The organism is Vibrio sp. HENC-03 (genome assembly GCF_000305755.2).
GTDB classification, from domain to species: domain Bacteria; phylum Pseudomonadota; class Gammaproteobacteria; order Enterobacterales; family Vibrionaceae; genus Vibrio; species Vibrio owensii.
The window spans coordinates 175102-190818 of sequence record NZ_JH976064.1; the positions used below are offsets into that span (position 1 = coordinate 175102).

Sequence of the window (15717 nt, forward strand, 5' to 3'; positions counted from 1 at the left end):
AATTCGACATTGTCGAATCTTGCTAAGTTTATTCCCTTTCTAGCGCCTTTTGTTCCGGTTCACTCTTAAACTCACCACATACTCAATGAATGTTTAGGAGTTCCCTATGCCTACTGTTTTAATCACTGGTGCAAATCGTGGTCTTGGTTTGGAGTTTGTTCGTCAATACGCAAACAAAGGTTGGCATGTGCTAGCCGCCTGTCGCGCGCCCGAATCAGCAAATGCACTGAATGAACTAGCAAAAAGTAACGACAACATTGAGCCATTAACGCTCGATGTAACCAAAGAATCCGACATCAATGCCCTAGCAGATAGTCTGAATGGCCGCCCTATCGACCACTTGATCCTAAATGCAGGCGTGCTTGGTGACGATTGCGCGAAACTCGGTGAAATGACACAATCTAAATGGCTAGAAGTGCTAACCATCAATACCGTTGCTCCTGCTCTACTTATCCAAGCGTTACAAGACAACGTTGCAGCTAGTGAACTCAAAACCATCGTCGGTATCTCAACTCGCGTCGCAAGCCTTGGTGATAACAGCTCAGGCAACATGTACAGCTACCGTACGTCTAAAGCGGCACTGAACCAAATTCTAGTATCAGCAGCGCAAAACCTACGCGAGAAAGAAGTGAAAACGTTGGCGATTCATCCGGGCTGGGTACAAACCGACATGGGTGGCAAAGACGCGACCTTTACCGCCGAGCAAAGTGTGTCTGGCATTATTAATGTTGCGTCAAACTTAACGCTAGAAGAATCTGGCAGCTTCCGAGTATTCGATGGCTCAAGCATTGAGTGGTAATCGATACAAAGAAGCCAACCAGTTTCTTTTGTCATGGCACATTAATTAGCCATTATTTAGTTGAGACTTTAAGACCACACGAGAGAATGAAGGCGCTAACAACACGTTAGTTCTCCAATCCAATTAGCTACACACTCCTTTGTATCTTGTGGTCTTTGACACGCGCGGCCGTCGCCGCGCTTTTTTTTACCAAAGATTCTACGATTCGGAATTAAAACGTTAGTCTTGCTCGCAGGCCAAAGATCAACGCATTTTCCTCGCTTGGATTCCACGCTAAATCACTGACGTACTGAAGATTAGGAGTCAAGGACAGTGCGCCAAATTGCATTCGGTAGTAGACTTCCGCATTGACTATCTCGTCGATCTCCATCGGTAAGTTCGGCTTAGCCCATCCCACGGCCATGCCCAAAGTATTACCATCAAAGCCTAAGTATCCGGTTCCGAAAGTGAACGATGATTCGTACAGTGATTCGTCGCCGTGTGAGACACCCGCTCTGACAAATGGCATCCAATCCCCCATAAGGTAGGTTGCAGAAACATTCACACCATAGTTTTCCGTTTCTTGTTCCTGTTTTCCATCACTGTGCCATAAGGTCATGTGGATGTTCTGAACATAGAAAGCATCTTTCGCCCCTATCCAACCAATTTCCAAAGACTTAAAGTACTGGTTATCACGCACGATCTGGCTCACCCCGTCAAACGGCTCCGTTGAATCGGCGAGCGCATCCGAAAAGCTCACTAAGCCATAAAAATTATCCGAAGTAATATGCCTTAGAGTGAAACCTAAAGTGGACTCATCTGGGATGGGGATCGTACCTACGCCGGTGCTGAATTGGAGGTTTGAAAAGCCAGCGTAAGGATTGCCAAGCGCGTAAGTATCGACATAATCTGTACTGTCGAGGAAACCGACCATCAGTTCGGTATTTTGTTGGTTGAACTCTTGTCGCCAGTACAAATTGGTTAATCGAAGACCAATGTCGCTGAACGCAGGTTGAATGATGCCGTAACCACCTAAATTATCGAATATGTACATCAACGGTACATCATTAGTTAAACGATGTTTGTGATCGACTCGAAGCTGGACTTGCCCAACATTGCCACTCTGATCCTCAAACGCCGTCCAGTTTGCGGTAACACGACCGATACCAGAAACCGCATAGTCGTCTTTGTCTTCCATCGCGGCACCCGAGCCAAGACCGAAAAGAAAGTAATCTCCGTTGATTTTCAAATTGCCGTCGACATACGCTGCACTCACAGGCACCGAACTTAACAAAACACCTAATAATCCAGTGTATTGTAAAGCGCTTGTTTGTTTTTTTGATTTTCTGTTCGAGTGATTATTCTTCTTGTATTTAATTGTCATTTTTAACGTCCTTTAATTGTTTCTATCGTTATTGCTTGACGAAATACTTAAATAAAAAATCCTTCTTCGATGAGAAACTCTCCGACTATTCATTTAAATGGGACATCGAAATTTAAATAGAGATATCCGCACCTTAATGAAAACATCAGGTGTCATTTCAATCCGTAAAACGAATTCAGGTCATATTAGTTGGCTTTTATATTCGAGTATTCGTCATGAATATTGGATTTATCCCGTGAACATGGGGATAACATCAAGTAATGTCAGCAGGTGGATGACCATGACCGCGATACCAAAAAGCAAAGAAGCCCACAGCACAGCACTTCCGCCCTTTACCGTAAAAGTAGGCTCTGCACTCTTATCGTTAGAGTCTTCGCTGTTGTCGTCTGCTTTTCGCTGAGCTCTCAGTTTGACAACCAGAGCCGCTGGAATAATACAGGCCCAGATTGCCGCAGCGAACGCTGCATAGCCGATGGCAATAAGAAACCCAAACGGGAATAGCAAAGAGAGAACCAGTGGAGGGATAAAGGTTACGCACCAAGTTTTGGTTCTACCTTCTTTGGTGTCATCAAATTTGAATAGGTCGGCAAGGAAATCAAATACGCCAAGCCCTACTCCAATAAAGCTTGATAAAATAGCAGCGACAGAGAAGGCACTGATGACTTGTGAGATAAACGTCACTTCAATCACTTTGCTCAGTTGATTCAAAAGCGCATCTGCATTGCCACCCGCTTCAATGACATGGCTGAATTCACCACGAGGTAAATTTCCGTATATTGAGAGCAGCCAAGCGCTATAAACCACAAACGCAATCACCGTTCCGCCAATCAACGCCTTACCCGCTTTACGTTCGCTTTGGTAGTAGTCTCGCAAGGAAGACACCGAGTGATGATAACCAAACGAAGCAAGCGCAATTGGCAACATAGGCGCCACGTAAAGCACGTAGTTCGCGCCCTCGTCACCGGAATTCAACAACACGGACAGGTCGATTTGGCTTGCTAATCCTGAGATCCCAAACACAAACGAGATAACCATGAAAAGGATCAACAATACTGAAATTCGGTCCACCCAACGCGTTGAATGCCAAACGAAAAAAGAAAACACCATCACATACAATAATGAGGTCACTTTGGCATTGACTGAAAACATATCCGCCAATACCAACCCAGCAGAGGTAATGTAGGCGTACAACAGGATACCGCCAACAAAATACACCGCTAAGTTATTGATGATACTGATAGGTTTACCTAACACGGTTTCAGTTACCGTGCTGAACGATGCTTTGTAAGGAAAGGAAGAGTACGCTTCAAGCAGAAGCCAACCGGAGAACGTCATGATGATCATAGTGCCGAATAGAATCAGCAACGCCCACCATGTCCATGCGCCTGATGCTGCGGTAGGCAAGCCAAGCATACCAGCACCAACACAAACACACGCAATAATACAAGCACCACCATAAACAGAGGGAGACTTATTCATACTGATGCTCCTTAATATGGTCAACACACATCTGACCCAGCGGATCAATTCGTGCTTCTGCACAATAACTCCATTTCTTCCAATATAGTGTTTTATCTTTTGGTGTTAATAATTCAACATTGTTTATATTTATCATTACTTTTCCCTTTTTATTTTGCACTATTATATTTAAACGAAAAAATCAAATAGCCCTCCTATTATTGATGAAATTATCTTTAATTTTTTATACCAAGATTAAAGCCAAGTTTTGAAACCCAAAAATCCTTATCGTGAAGATAATTTTCACGACCTCACTTAGAAAACTTATATCTAGTTAATTACCGCCAAGAGCCCTAATAAAATGAATATCGATCCTGCCCACTTCGACAAATAAATCCATGCATTGTGTTTTAAAAGCAGTGCAGCACGTAATCGTGATGCAAGTAGGACACTCAATAAGTCAGCACAGCTAAATACAATGTTGGTGATGATGCCGAGTAGTAACAGCTGAGGCCAAATATCTGACCCAATATCGCGACTTACAAACTGAGGCAAAAAAGCTAAGTAAAATAACGCGGCTTTGGGGTTTAGAACATCTACAATGATGCCATCAACAAAGACCCTCTGGTCAGAATCATGCTGACAACCAGATTGTTGTTTCTCACACCAGACTTGTGTCTGAGCTTTGTAGATTCTGGTAATGCCAAGCCATATCAAGTAGACAGCACCAAGATGTTTCATTGCCTCAAATACCATTGGTGATAGTACGAAAGCGGATGACAAACACACCGCAGATAAGACAACGTGGAAGTACCCTCCCAAATGCAACCCAATAACAGAAAGGATACCCGCTCGCTTACCACAACTTAAGGTTTGCCCCACGCTATAGAGCATTGCTGGCCCAGGCATAAAGGCATAAAGAAATATCAACAAAAGAAAAGCCGTCATTTCTGGCGTTTGGATCATCCGAGACTCCCTTTGGATGCAGAACAAAGATGTACAAATAACTCGTTCAATTCGCTCCGTGATATGCATTCCACAATCATGTTTATTAAGCGCAAAAACCTATGTTAGAAATGCAAGCATCCTCTACCTCGCTCAATAAAGGTAATTAATCATCGTTAAATAAGAATTAATAATTGAAACGTTAGAATGCATGGAACGATAAGTAATCCCCTCAACGACCATGATCTGATTGCGATTACCTAAAATATCTTCACTTTTCAGATTCATTCCTAAACATTAAATAACCATATCTAATTTTTTCATCTTGTTGACTGCAACCAATTGACTGAAATTGTGCGAAGAAATTCTTCATATATATGCCTGAGATCGGTTGGATAATAAAGGGTGACGACATTTAACAAATATGAATAAATAGTCCATTTTTTTGTGGGCAAGATCCCTATAAACAACAATCGAACATGTAAATTAATGATTAATTACTTATATATTTAACATTAAACCAACACCATAAGGGTGAACTTTCATACCATTTATCAGCGTTCAAAACTAAATAATAAAGGTGGAGCCGTATGAGACCTCAACAAATAGACAGCATTGAAGTGCCAATAGGAAACTGCACGCTGAAGCGAACCGAATCCGGCGCTGAGCTCATTCTGGGAAATGGCAAGTCGTTCTCGATTACCATACCTGAGAGTTGCATCTTAGATCGTTTGTGCAAAAGCCCTGGTGACGTTGTCGTGAAGGATGAATTGATTCTTGAAGCTTGGGGAAGTGCGGAGATCATCGGTCCAAATTCGCTGCCAGTCGCGATAACCAACTTAAGGAAGGTGCTAGAAATCGACAATATAAAAATCCTTAATGTGCCCAAGAAAGGCTATCGGATCCAAATACCCAAACAAAATACAGACGTAAAGAATAAAGACAAAGATTCTTTGATTGATGAACCCTCTAATGTTCAAGTCGATGCGTTAGTGACCCATACCGTAGAAAGTTGTCGTTGCGAAAAGCGAAAGTTCTTTCTTTCGATATTCATGATTTTTGTTTGTGTTTATATATTGTTCTTTTGGTGGCTTTCATGGGTGAATTTAGAATGTAAAGAACTTAAAACAGGTCAAATTTGCCATATTGAAGGAGATAATCCACCTTCACTCTTAACTAAAAATAAAACAGGGAATTACTTTTACTCTACTCGTTCTGGCTTAATTGAATTAAACAATGAGGAAAAAGCAAATGATTAATAGAACCGTTATGACACTCGCTCTGCTTTTAACTGTAAGCATTATTCTAACGATTCTTTACTCGTTTATTAATGGAGCAACATGTCGCTATTCCATCAATTTTAAAACCGATGAGAGAGATACTTTTATGACGTGCTATCGAGGCAAGGTTGTTGCCATGCATTCAAAGCAGAGTGAGCATGGAGATTTGTTATCTAAATGGAAGGTGGAGGCAAGGCAATTTAAGCTAGGCGATCAAGTCATTCATTTCATCTACAGTCGAAATCCGATAGTCGATGATCGGTTGGAAGACTCTAATGACCACTTTAACCATGTGACATCAGGGTATCGTGTGCTTTTTTATAACTCTAAACGTCATGGTGACAAAGTGTATTTGTTTAAGAACTTTCCGCGATACAACGTACACGTCGGCACAATCAACGGAAAACTCGATTATTGGGACCAGCAGTAATCTACCCTGCTCTGTTGTGCTAGCGAGATTACTCCAAGTAAGCAGAGAGGCTAGTTTGTCGTGAATACTCCCCTAGGTCGCCAACCTGAAGCATCTTTGATATTTCGCCGTCGAGCATTCCTATTTCTTGGTTGATACGCTCGTTACTCCAACCTAGTTGAACGAGGTTGATGACAAGATCCGCAAAGGCCTCAGAGTCCGTGGTTCCTCGGGCGCCGTTATGTCGGATAGACGAGGACATGCAATTCGGTAGGCAGGTATCAAATACCACGCAGGGCGCATAACCAGGGATAGGTTGTAAAACAGGATGTGACTGTATTAGCTCAAATCGATGAACACCATCAATAATGGTAAACGCTTTTCCTTTGTCGATTTTGTTGACAATGATCGGGGATGTGATGCCATCTATGAGCAAAGAACGTTTCAGCAAATCGCGCTCCGCCGGCTCCATCGTATTGGCTTTATAGCCATTTGCTTTGATTTTGGCGATGGGAAGCAATTTCACGTTACAGACTGGCGGTAGATTCGATGACATTTCATAGACGAGTTGTGTAAACGTATTGTAGAGCGATACCTTCTCCTCGTTGGATAGGCCGCTCTGTTCTTGCTCTGATGAGCTTAACTGTGTTGTTTTCACCATATGGTGCTCCTTTGACAGTGGTGATTGAGAGAGTTTGTGATTGAACGATGGAAGAGATGAATTCGGGACGTGGTACTGCCGCGATATAACGGCTTAAGCTATCTTGCGTTTTCCCAAATTCTTTATGTTATTGCTTTTGAACATTTAAGATTTGCGCACGCCATTGTTCGAAGTGTTCAAACAGCTTTTTTCCGAGTTCTGGATGGTTATCTCGGCGCGAGAGGTAAAAACGCTCTACACAAAAGTAGAGGTTAGAAACCATCACTCCTGAAGCATAAACTTGCTTGCCATCAGGTTTGCACATCCGAACGCAGAGATAACCCGCTGGCCGATTACGCGCATTTTCGATAAGGCAGAACAACACACCTTGGTCGAGAATTTGTGCACAAAACGACTCTGGCGTGTAATAGAGGTTGGTTATCCGAGATTGGCTAAAATCGAGCATCCGACGTGAATTTTCGTCGTCCTTTCCGCTTTCAAGTTTTGAGCTAGATATTGAACTCGATTGAAACATACAATGCCCAGTTAACTGCTCGAAGTTAAGCCGGTTAATAGCTTCAAAATCTGTCGGACTGACTTCACGAACCTTCCACATACACACCTCTTCTTTTATCGGGTTCCGGTGTTCTTTCTTCTGTCATCGTGCTTTTTGTCGACGCACAAAAACGTGATGCTTCAGTTCAGCGAAGATCGGTAATGAGTAAAATTAAATTAGCGTAATTTATGAAAATGTAAGATAGAAATTCGAAGTATTCGGATTGAAACAGAAGATTCGCACTCATATTCTTGGCAAAGTGACATAGAATATTTGCTCTTATTTCGATATCACGAGGGATCGTATGACTCGCTTTACTCCATTGAACGTCGCGAAACACCAACTCAACAATCGTTTGGTTGTGCCACCGATGGCCTCTCAAACCGCGACAACCGATGGCATTGCCACCCAAACCACCATTCAACACTATGACAAACTGGCGCAATCGGGTGCAGGTCTTGTGATGGTGGAATACAGCTTTGTGGATTTTACCGGCCGAAGTGAACCGAACCAGTTAGGTGCACACAGCGATGACTGCATTGAGGGAATGCAAGCGATTGCAAAAGTCATTCATGCACGCGGTGCAAAAGCAGGCTTTCAGATCACCCATTGCGGCGGTAAAGCGCAGTTAGAGGTATGTCCTGATTTAATGGGACCTTCTGGCATAACCGTTCCCGCTTACGATCGCGTGTTGCCACAACCAAAAGCAATGACGTTGGAAAACATGCTTGTTTGGCGTCAGAACTTTATCGACGCTGCGCTTCGTGCGGACAAGGCCGGTTTTGATTTTGTCGAACTGCACTGTGCCCACGGGTATGGCTTGAACCAAGTTCTTTCTCCAGTAACAAACCAACGTGATGATCAATACGGTGGCTCATTAGAAAACCGTACTCGTTTGGTGGTCGAGATCATCGAAGCAATCAAAGCCAATAGCAACATTGGGGTGATGGTGCGCATCCCCGGTCAAGACCTTTACCCAGAAGGATTAACCCAAGAAGACATGGTAGAAGTGTGCCAGTTGCTAATCAAAGCAGGCATAGACATCATTGACGTGTCATCTGGCATTGGTGGTTGGAATCGTCCTAAAGATCGCCGCGGCGAAGGCTATCTGGTATCAGAGTCCACCTTCCTCAAGCAAGCGGACTTGGGTGTTCCTATCATCGGTGTTGGTGGAATTGAAAGCGCTGAGTACATCGACCAAGCCGTAAACAACGGTTGGCTCGATTTGGCAGCTGTTGGGCGTGCCATCTTGAAAGACCCTCTCGCCTTCAATCAACAAATCATGCAGCAAGAAGTCAGCGCATAACCTCCCTATTCAAAAAAACAAATGCCGAAGTGAACTGCATCACCTCGGCATTTTTGTTTTCGTGGTTGTTTCTGTTTTTTGGTTATCTTTACTTTCGTGGTTATATTTACTCACGGTTAAGGCAGAAGACGAATTACCACTTAACGATACCCAACGTCACTTTAACGCCGCCAACGAGCGTTGACCCGCCATAATCTTTTGCAAGACGCAGCAAAGTGTCATGAAAGCCCAAGTTTGGAAATGCCGCTTCCACTTCTGCAATGACTTCTTTACTCAACCCCTTACGAACGCTGCCTTTGGTTGCATCAATCCAGTCTGCTTTTCGGCATGCTTCGATGACTTTCTGGTGCGGCCCTTTATACGGCGAAATCTTATGGTGCCAATGAATCGCACCGCGCAAAGCATCAGGATCTAACCCCCACTCAAAGTGTTCATTATCTGCCAAAGCAACCGCTTCAGAAGGCTCGAGATAAGCCAATTCATGGTCAGTCCACAAACCAATGTCGTGATAAACAAATGCCGTTTCAACTAACTGCTCGTACTGCTCATCATTGCCGAGGAAATGCATCGCATAAGTGATGGTTCGATAAACATGATTACGATAGCCCGGAAAGTCATCTCCGATTTGATCTTTATATTTGGCAAACAGCAATTCGACGCGTGGACGCTCCAATTTGATTTCGATTTGCGACATGTTTAATGGCCCCTTACCTTTCTTATGTCATCGTTAAAGCATAGCACCAGACTTTGTTTGATTATGGTCACTTAGCGCTCTTGTTTCTCACCCTGTGCCAATCTCATCGCTTTGTTCACCGCCACAAGCAATGCTTCATATTCTTCCCCATAAATATTGGCGATAGGCACAACGCTCCCAGTTTGATTCATACGCTCGATATCATTGGTAATGCACGTAATGGGTTTCACACAGTTACGAACCAACCAATAGATTGTTGTCCACGTAAAGACACCAGCAATAAAAAGCAGTGAGATAAGAACTTCTATCGAAATGTTCGGCCTTGATAGCGCAACCGTAGACACAGCAATCGACGTCCAGAAAAGCATATTGCACGTTGCCAACAATGTTACCTTAAAGTTAGTAGAGCGCCTCATTGCAAACTCCATTCATTCAATTGGTTGCTAAATTAGCATTTCGTGGGTTATCAACGGGTTAAAGCGACCGTTATCGTGACCTAAAATTTCTATTTAAGTATTTGTTTTTCTGCGGTTCTGGCTTAATAATCTATACTTCGCTTACCGCATTCTGCTGGAGAAAAATGTGACGCGCTCAAATACACTTCAATTGCTTTTGGTTGAGGACAACTTGGAACTGGCAGAAACCACTGTCGAACACTTTGAGCTTGAAGACATTAGCTGTGATCATGTCTCGAACGGCGTAGCCGCTTTAGAGTTAATAGCCAAAACGCACCACGATGTCGTGATATTGGATTTGAATTTGCCACGCATGTCCGGCATAGAGGTGTGTAAGAAATTACGAGAACAAGGCAGTGATGTCCCTATTATTATGCTGACTGCGCGGGACACATTAGACGACAAAATCGTTGGCTTTGAAGCAGGTGCTGATGACTATCTCACCAAGCCTTTTGCCTTTGAAGAGCTGTTAATGCGCGTCAAAGTGCTCTCTCGACGACGCAGTGGCGAAGTGAACCTTCTGCAGTTGAAAGACTTAAAAATGAACGTGAAAGAGCGCCATGTCATGCGTGGTAGCGATGAACTCAAACTCTCTCCTACTGGCTATCGCATTCTAGAAGTCTTGCTGCGCGCCACTCCAAACCCCATCAGCCGTGAAGACTTAATCCAGAAGGTATGGGGAGATGAACAACCGGACACCAACAGCTTAAAAGTGCACATGTTCAAATTAAGGCACGCACTTGATGATAATTACGAAGAGAAGCTACTCCAAACCATCAAAAACTTTGGGTTTGTCTTGAAGTAACCCCTCAACGGTATTTAGCAAGCGTCAGTCAGTAATCTTACTTCCGGAGTGGTGATGTTTTGGTACATCACTTGGCATTGGAAATTGACGCTTTTCTTATCCAAATCAGAAGTGAAGAAAATATAGATTTGGTTGTTTGGCGTGCTTTTGTCAGTAAACAGATCAGCAGCATTGGGATCTTTTTGAGCCGTAGTTAAAGACACCGCATCAATATTGAGCCAAGCTAAGACTTGCTTGTTCATATCATCGAATGAATCATTACCGTCTACGCGTGGGTAACCATCTCTGAGCGGAACCACAACGCCATTGATGACGATCTCTTGCTCACCTTGATCCAAGCCTTCGACAATGGCACGCGTATGCACCATTTCTAGACCTGCTCGCATTGCCGCCTCAACCGTCTCCATAACCGCAACCTTTGAATCCTTTTGCAGGTTCAGGAATCTCGGTGCAGCAACCACGGCGAGAATACCCAAAATCACGATAGCGATAACGAGTTCAATCAATGTAAAGCCTTTGTTTTTCATGCCTACACTTGTTTTCATGCTAAGAATTGCCCTTTAAACGAACGTCACTTTCACTGCGCGACCATCTTCCAACACTTGTTCTTCATACTGCCAGTAATACTTGTCGCAGATTTTCTTTATGATCAACAAACCCAAACCAAACCCCGTCGTTTCGTGAGTCAGGTCTTTTTGTTTATCTCGATTGATCACTTGTACTTCTAACCCTTGCTGCTTGATGATGACCTCACCTTCATTGGTGTGCTGAAAGGCATTGCGCACAAGATTGGTAATCACGATTTTGCACATTCCTTCTAAGTGCAAACATTCAAAGCTATCGACCGAGGTTTCAACCTCTACCTTCTTTCCAGATAACAAGTATCGTTGCTCGTTCACGACCTGCTCGGTTAATACACCCAAACTGGTCATTGTCTCTCTGAGTTCTGTCGACTTTTCGTGGTTGAGCCATAACAAACTGTCACATAAATCGGACATGGCTAAGCTGTTGTTTTCGATTCGCTGTAGATTCTTCAGTAAACGCTCTTTAGGCATATCACTGGCGATCATCTTTTTCATCAGTTCCGAATTAGAGCGAATAACCGCAATTGGCGTTCTTAGCTCATGGCTGGCATAACGAATGAAATCTTGCTCTTTACGGACACTTTTTCGGACCGCCGACACCGAGGAGTTGATAACTCGCGCCATCATGTTGAGCTCAGAAAACTTAAAGTCGGGAACCTTGGATAAATCGTCTTTCTCTCGAATATTGATTGCCCAGTTTTTCAGCTCTTCAACCGGTTTGGTGATTCTCTTGATGATGGTAAATACCCCAACCAAAAAGAAGATCAGCAGTACAGTGACAAACACAACGATGTAATCTAACTGAGGTAATAAGTTGATATTTAGCGTGTCGGCGAAATCATCAAAGGCGTTTTTGTTGATTTTGACTGCGACAAATTTGGTTTGAGCATCCACTTCACTTTTGATCAACAGATAGATAAAGCGGTTGGCGTTTCTCCCTGCGCGATACTCAGTCTCTGTCGCTTTAAATAACTTCCCTACCGCGAGTTCTTTCTCAACAAACTTGAGTTGAAATGCCAAGGGTAAATCATCCCAGTTGGCCGTGATGATAAAAGGCGGATTGATGATGGGTTTGCCTGCTTGCGGATCTTCCGTTTCTGCTTTCACCAACATGACACCTTTGGTCACAAGATCGATACCAGTATAGAGGTTATAGGTGCTGTAAGAGCCCGCAACAACGGCAAGGATTAACCCTAACACCGCAGAGACGGTGATGACGTACACTCTAAGACTGTCTTTGATCTTCACTGATGATTTCCTATTGATGCCGCGACTCGGACTTTAGCACATAGCCAAAGTTAGGAAGCGTATGAATAAGCTTGGTGTTTTGCCCCTTATCCACCGCCTGACGCAGCTTAAACATGTGAACTTTCAAGCTGTTACTCTCTGGTGACGCATCGCCCCAGACCAATCGCATTATCTTACTTCGACTTACTGGTGAAGGACTAGCGCTCATCATCACTTTTAAAATATTGTAGCAAGTCGGTGATAACGTAAGAGCGATTCCCGCCCGATAAACTTGCCTCTGGGTGGTATCTAACACTAAATCGTCCACCACTAAGCGCTCTGGCGTACTGCTACTTCGCTTCAACAGTGCAAGAACACGGGCCATTAACTCTTCTAGCGCGAAGGGCTTTACCATGTAGTCATCCGCGCCAGCACTGAACCCTTTAAGCTTGTCGCTGAGTTCACTTCTTGCGGTGAGCATCAGCACGGGTAAATCGATGCCATCAGCTCGAAGGATTTCACAGACTTTGATGCCGGATAAATGAGGCAAATTCACATCCAATATCACCAGATCGTATTCATCCGATCGTGCCAACTGTAATGCCATTACCCCATTGGCTGCATGGTCGCTGTGAATACCATGCATCTCCAGATATTCCATAATGGTTTTTGCTAGTTCAACATTGTCGTCCACCAGCAGAACATGTTTGTGCGTGACTTCCATTTACGTTTCGCTCGTTATTAACAATCTTCAGTTTCCAGTGTTGTAATACTGTGCCCTGTTCTACTTGCCGTTGCTGGCGTGTAGTGGATTCGGCAACGCAGTGTATCGAGTTCACTCCAATCGCCATAAAACTGTGGGAAGATCCAAAAGCCGCCGTCGTAATCCGTTTCAAAGTTGAGTTTGTCTTCACCGTGCAAATCATCGTTAAGTGGAGAAACGTCAACATTCACCAAAGCTTTGAACTGTGACAGCGCTTGATTCGGAAAGACATCAAACCATGGATAATTATCAGCATTGGTTAAACGAATTTGCTGACCATCAATGACCATACAGCGCATTTGCTTGTGGTAATCACAAGGTTGAATCTCAGTAGACGGTATTTCTGACTTGGCAGAAAACATAGCAAACGAGGACTCAATAGCACCTTTGGTCGCTTGCAGTGTTGCGATTCTCGCGTCGGATTGTAATCCCATAAACTTAGGAGCCGCTGTCACCGCTAACACACCTAAAATCACAATCACCACGATCATTTCAATGAGAGTAAAACCTTTGTTTTTCATTTAAAACTCCTAACATTTACAACATCCCTGTTAGAAAGTTTTAGATAACGTAATCCACACTTAATTGGCGCTTAAAGCGTCGTTTTGCCGAGTACATGTTCTTGTCAGCTAACTCAATCGCAGCATCAATATCGTGATTCACGACTTTTGATAAGCCGTACGCGAATGACAAATCAAAACCTTTTTCTGCAAAGTAACGCGCCATTTTCGCGTTTAGTGCGTTCAATCGATTTTCAATGTCTTCGTATGCTGAAGAGTCAAAGACAATCACAAATTCATCGCCACCGTAGCGAATCACCACGTCTTTTTCGCGCAGCGATGAACGTAATAAACACGCGAAATCCACCAAACAATTATCACCAATACGATGGCCGTAGTTGTCGTTTATCGCTTTAAAGCCATTCATATCAAGAAAAGCCACGATGCGATTATCGTAAGACGCTAGGTGGTACTTTAAGAACGAACGGGTATAACACTTGGTCAACTCATCCTTGGTTACATCCATTAGTCCAGTATTCGACGGACAAACGGTCGCAATGATGAATTTCTTGCCGTTGTAGACCATCTTTTCGCGAATCGTGTCGTACTCAATGCCCTCGAAAAACTCTTTGTCTTTGTGGAACATAAGATGCTCGTCTTGCAGCAAGTTCTTATCTTTCTCTAAGCACAAACGGTAGCTTTCGTTTTCGTGGATGATCTCTTGCGGTTTCACACCAACAATACTGGTTCCGACCAACTCTCGGTGTGCCGCGTTATCAAAAATCACCACACCTTGCTCGTTTCTCATGATGACCAGCTTTTCAGCTGAATCGAGCATCGACACAACGCCATTCGCAATAATCGATGTATTATTGAAATAGATGTCTCTTAGGTTGCTTAGAGTCGTTTTCACATCTTCGTTGTGCACGACGCCCAAGATGTCATGGTCTTCAATAAAGCGATTCACTTCTTCGCTCTGTACATCTTCAATATTGTTTTCAATCAGAAAGTTATAAAGCTTGTAATCTAAATCCAAGCTCATTCGTAGCAGTGCTTCTACGGGGGCATCTTGTTCAAGGTTGGAAAAGCAATCTAGCTCAACAATCTCCTCTAGCGGCATTGCTGGATAGAAGTAGAAGCCTTGAATCGTTGGCTTTTCAGCAAACAATTCGATCAGTTCTTTTTGACGCTTGTTCTCAACACCTTCAAAAACAACTTTGTGTGTACATAGCGTTTTGATCTTTGAGTACAAAAACGACAGGTGCTTAAATTTGCTGTAGTTTTTCTCAATGTCATGAACCAACGAACGGTCAAATTTGACTTCATCCGCGCCGATAGTAAGCGCCAAATCCGCTCTTGCGAAATCTTTACCGAAATCATCAATAGACAGCTTGATGCCGTTGTCTTTTAGCAGCGCAACATGACTAAGAAATTCGTCACTCAGCTCAACACCTTGATGCTCAACCAACTCTAAAGAAACGTTCTTTCCTTTTAGCTGCTTGATCGCACTGAAGACAAAGTAGTCATTCAAAACACTGGTTGGGTAGATATTGATAGACACCGGAATTTGAATGTCAAACTTCGCAATGTCTTCCAAACAACGCTTCATCACAGCTAGATCAAGCGCCATGTTGTCTTCCACTTCGGCGAAAAATTCAGGCAGTGTTTTTTCAACATCGACTGGTCGTAACAAAGCTTCAAGACCAACGATTACGCCATCTTTTAGTTTTGGTTGGTACAACAAGTTGAAATCTGACATTAAGAGACCTTTATAAGTGTTTTTATTGAGTTGGTATTCACGTAGTTCGCTGATCAACACGTTTAATGACACTCGCCTCTACTTCCTGTTAATCATTAACAAGGTTAAATTCCATCTCAAAGCCAATGCTTTAAGAGGCACAGTGTGTGATATGAGTCATATCTTAAATTTCTC

The 15717-nt window shown here is 43.3% G+C and carries 17 protein-coding genes; 5 read left to right on the forward strand and 12 right to left on the reverse strand.

Annotated features, from left to right (window positions below):
• The first annotated feature begins 106 nt into the window (after positions 1 to 106).
• Positions 107 to 799: an SDR family oxidoreductase gene (locus tag VCHENC03_RS22365; protein WP_009704571.1), complete on the forward strand. Its 693-nt coding sequence runs from the start codon at positions 107 to 109 to the stop codon at positions 797 to 799.
• A 211-nt stretch (positions 800 to 1010) separates the two neighbouring features.
• Here VCHENC03_RS22365 and VCHENC03_RS22360 read toward each other — a convergent pair whose 3' ends face one another.
• From VCHENC03_RS22360 to VCHENC03_RS22350, 3 genes are all read right to left on the reverse strand, one after another.
• Entirely contained in the window at positions 1011 to 2162 is a 1152-nt protein-coding gene (locus tag VCHENC03_RS22360; RefSeq protein ID WP_050554358.1) for a carbohydrate porin, read from the reverse strand.
• Positions 2163 to 2390: 228 nt separating this feature from the next.
• Positions 2391 to 3641, reverse strand: coding sequence for an aromatic amino acid transporter (locus VCHENC03_RS22355; RefSeq protein WP_009704573.1), 1251 nt, complete (start codon positions 3639 to 3641; stop codon positions 2391 to 2393).
• 309 nt (positions 3642 to 3950) lie between these two features.
• Complete coding sequence (locus VCHENC03_RS22350) at positions 3951 to 4586, reverse strand: LysE family translocator (protein WP_020197331.1); 636 nt, start codon at positions 4584 to 4586, stop codon at positions 3951 to 3953.
• 569 nt (positions 4587 to 5155) lie between these two features.
• Between VCHENC03_RS22350 and VCHENC03_RS22345 the strand changes: the two genes are divergently transcribed.
• Together VCHENC03_RS22345 and VCHENC03_RS0125355 are read left to right on the forward strand one after the other, a co-directional pair.
• On the forward strand, positions 5156 to 5824 hold the full coding sequence (locus VCHENC03_RS22345) for a winged helix-turn-helix domain-containing protein (protein ID WP_009704576.1): 669 nt from the start codon (positions 5156 to 5158) through the stop codon (positions 5822 to 5824).
• A complete protein-coding gene (locus VCHENC03_RS0125355) occupies positions 5817 to 6275 on the forward strand; it encodes a hypothetical protein (protein ID WP_032802051.1) in 459 nt (152 codons plus the stop codon). The genes VCHENC03_RS22345 and VCHENC03_RS0125355 overlap by 8 nt, the downstream gene beginning before the upstream one ends.
• Before the next feature lie 28 nt (positions 6276 to 6303).
• Here the strand turns inward: VCHENC03_RS0125355 and VCHENC03_RS22340 are convergent, their stop codons facing one another.
• Both VCHENC03_RS22340 and VCHENC03_RS22335 read right to left on the reverse strand, forming a co-directional pair.
• A complete protein-coding gene (locus VCHENC03_RS22340) occupies positions 6304 to 6915 on the reverse strand; it encodes an IbrB-like domain-containing protein (RefSeq protein WP_009704578.1) in 612 nt (203 codons plus the stop codon).
• Positions 6916 to 7042: 127 nt separating this feature from the next.
• Positions 7043 to 7510 carry a hypothetical protein gene (locus tag VCHENC03_RS22335; RefSeq protein ID WP_157621014.1) on the reverse strand — a complete coding sequence of 156 codons (468 nt, stop codon included), beginning with the start codon at positions 7508 to 7510 and terminating at the stop codon, positions 7043 to 7045.
• 244 nt (positions 7511 to 7754) lie between these two features.
• On the opposite strand from VCHENC03_RS22335, the gene VCHENC03_RS22330 reads away from it, so the two are divergent.
• Entirely contained in the window at positions 7755 to 8756 is a 1002-nt protein-coding gene (locus VCHENC03_RS22330; RefSeq protein ID WP_009704580.1) for an NADH:flavin oxidoreductase, read from the forward strand.
• Between the two features lie 133 nt (positions 8757 to 8889).
• On the opposite strand, the gene VCHENC03_RS22325 is transcribed toward VCHENC03_RS22330, so the two are convergent.
• On the reverse strand, positions 8890 to 9450 hold the full coding sequence (locus VCHENC03_RS22325) for a hypothetical protein (protein WP_009704581.1): 561 nt from the start codon (positions 9448 to 9450) through the stop codon (positions 8890 to 8892).
• Between the two features lie 71 nt (positions 9451 to 9521).
• Positions 9522 to 9866, reverse strand: a complete 345-nt coding sequence (locus VCHENC03_RS22320; RefSeq protein WP_032802054.1) for a hypothetical protein — start codon at positions 9864 to 9866, stop codon at positions 9522 to 9524.
• 166 nt (positions 9867 to 10032) lie between these two features.
• On the opposite strand from VCHENC03_RS22320, the gene VCHENC03_RS22315 reads away from it, so the two are divergent.
• Positions 10033 to 10710 carry a response regulator transcription factor gene (locus VCHENC03_RS22315; RefSeq protein WP_009704583.1) on the forward strand — a complete coding sequence of 226 codons (678 nt, stop codon included), beginning with the start codon at positions 10033 to 10035 and terminating at the stop codon, positions 10708 to 10710.
• 14 nt (positions 10711 to 10724) lie between these two features.
• Here the strand turns inward: VCHENC03_RS22315 and VCHENC03_RS22310 are convergent, their stop codons facing one another.
• The 5 genes from VCHENC03_RS22310 to VCHENC03_RS22290 are packed head-to-tail and all read right to left on the reverse strand — an operon-like array spanning position 10725 to position 15543.
• Entirely contained in the window at positions 10725 to 11255 is a 531-nt protein-coding gene (locus VCHENC03_RS22310; RefSeq protein WP_009704584.1) for a type II secretion system protein, read from the reverse strand.
• Positions 11256 to 11270: 15 nt separating this feature from the next.
• Positions 11271 to 12542, reverse strand: a complete 1272-nt coding sequence (locus tag VCHENC03_RS22305; RefSeq protein WP_009704585.1) for a sensor histidine kinase — start codon at positions 12540 to 12542, stop codon at positions 11271 to 11273.
• Between the two features lie 10 nt (positions 12543 to 12552).
• Positions 12553 to 13245: a response regulator transcription factor gene (locus VCHENC03_RS22300; protein ID WP_009704586.1), complete on the reverse strand. Its 693-nt coding sequence runs from the start codon at positions 13243 to 13245 to the stop codon at positions 12553 to 12555.
• Between the two features lie 17 nt (positions 13246 to 13262).
• Positions 13263 to 13805 (reverse strand): prepilin-type N-terminal cleavage/methylation domain-containing protein, encoded by a 543-nt coding sequence (locus VCHENC03_RS22295; RefSeq protein ID WP_009704587.1) that lies wholly within the window; start codon positions 13803 to 13805, stop codon positions 13263 to 13265.
• A gap of 40 nt (positions 13806 to 13845) precedes the next feature.
• Positions 13846 to 15543, reverse strand: a complete 1698-nt coding sequence (locus tag VCHENC03_RS22290) for a GGDEF domain-containing protein (RefSeq protein ID WP_232310309.1) — start codon at positions 15541 to 15543, stop codon at positions 13846 to 13848.
• Positions 15544 to 15717: the final 174 nt, after the last annotated feature.

Bases quoted from the DNA above. Each gene is read 5' to 3' on its own strand.
- VCHENC03_RS22360 (WP_050554358.1), bottom strand. From the start codon at position 2,162: ATGACAATTAAATACAAGAAGAATAATCACTCGAACAGAAAATCAAAA.
- VCHENC03_RS22290 (WP_232310309.1), bottom strand. From the start codon at position 15,543: ATGTCAGATTTCAACTTGTTGTACCAACCAAAACTAAAAGATGGCGTA.
- VCHENC03_RS22310 (WP_009704584.1), bottom strand. From the start codon at position 11,255: ATGAAAACAAGTGTAGGCATGAAAAACAAAGGCTTTACATTGATTGAA.
- VCHENC03_RS22295 (WP_009704587.1), bottom strand. From the start codon at position 13,805: ATGAAAAACAAAGGTTTTACTCTCATTGAAATGATCGTGGTGATTGTG.
- VCHENC03_RS22355 (WP_009704573.1), bottom strand. From the start codon at position 3,641: ATGAATAAGTCTCCCTCTGTTTATGGTGGTGCTTGTATTATTGCGTGT.
- VCHENC03_RS0125355 (WP_032802051.1), top strand. From the start codon at position 5,817: ATGATTAATAGAACCGTTATGACACTCGCTCTGCTTTTAACTGTAAGC.
- VCHENC03_RS22350 (WP_020197331.1), bottom strand. From the start codon at position 4,586: ATGATCCAAACGCCAGAAATGACGGCTTTTCTTTTGTTGATATTTCTT.
- VCHENC03_RS22365 (WP_009704571.1), top strand. From the start codon at position 107: ATGCCTACTGTTTTAATCACTGGTGCAAATCGTGGTCTTGGTTTGGAG.
- VCHENC03_RS22340 (WP_009704578.1), bottom strand. From the start codon at position 6,915: ATGGTGAAAACAACACAGTTAAGCTCATCAGAGCAAGAACAGAGCGGC.
- VCHENC03_RS22330 (WP_009704580.1), top strand. From the start codon at position 7,755: ATGACTCGCTTTACTCCATTGAACGTCGCGAAACACCAACTCAACAAT.
- VCHENC03_RS22325 (WP_009704581.1), bottom strand. From the start codon at position 9,450: ATGTCGCAAATCGAAATCAAATTGGAGCGTCCACGCGTCGAATTGCTG.
- VCHENC03_RS22335 (WP_157621014.1), bottom strand. From the start codon at position 7,510: ATGTGGAAGGTTCGTGAAGTCAGTCCGACAGATTTTGAAGCTATTAAC.
- VCHENC03_RS22345 (WP_009704576.1), top strand. From the start codon at position 5,156: ATGAGACCTCAACAAATAGACAGCATTGAAGTGCCAATAGGAAACTGC.
- VCHENC03_RS22300 (WP_009704586.1), bottom strand. From the start codon at position 13,245: ATGGAAGTCACGCACAAACATGTTCTGCTGGTGGACGACAATGTTGAA.
- VCHENC03_RS22320 (WP_032802054.1), bottom strand. From the start codon at position 9,866: ATGAGGCGCTCTACTAACTTTAAGGTAACATTGTTGGCAACGTGCAAT.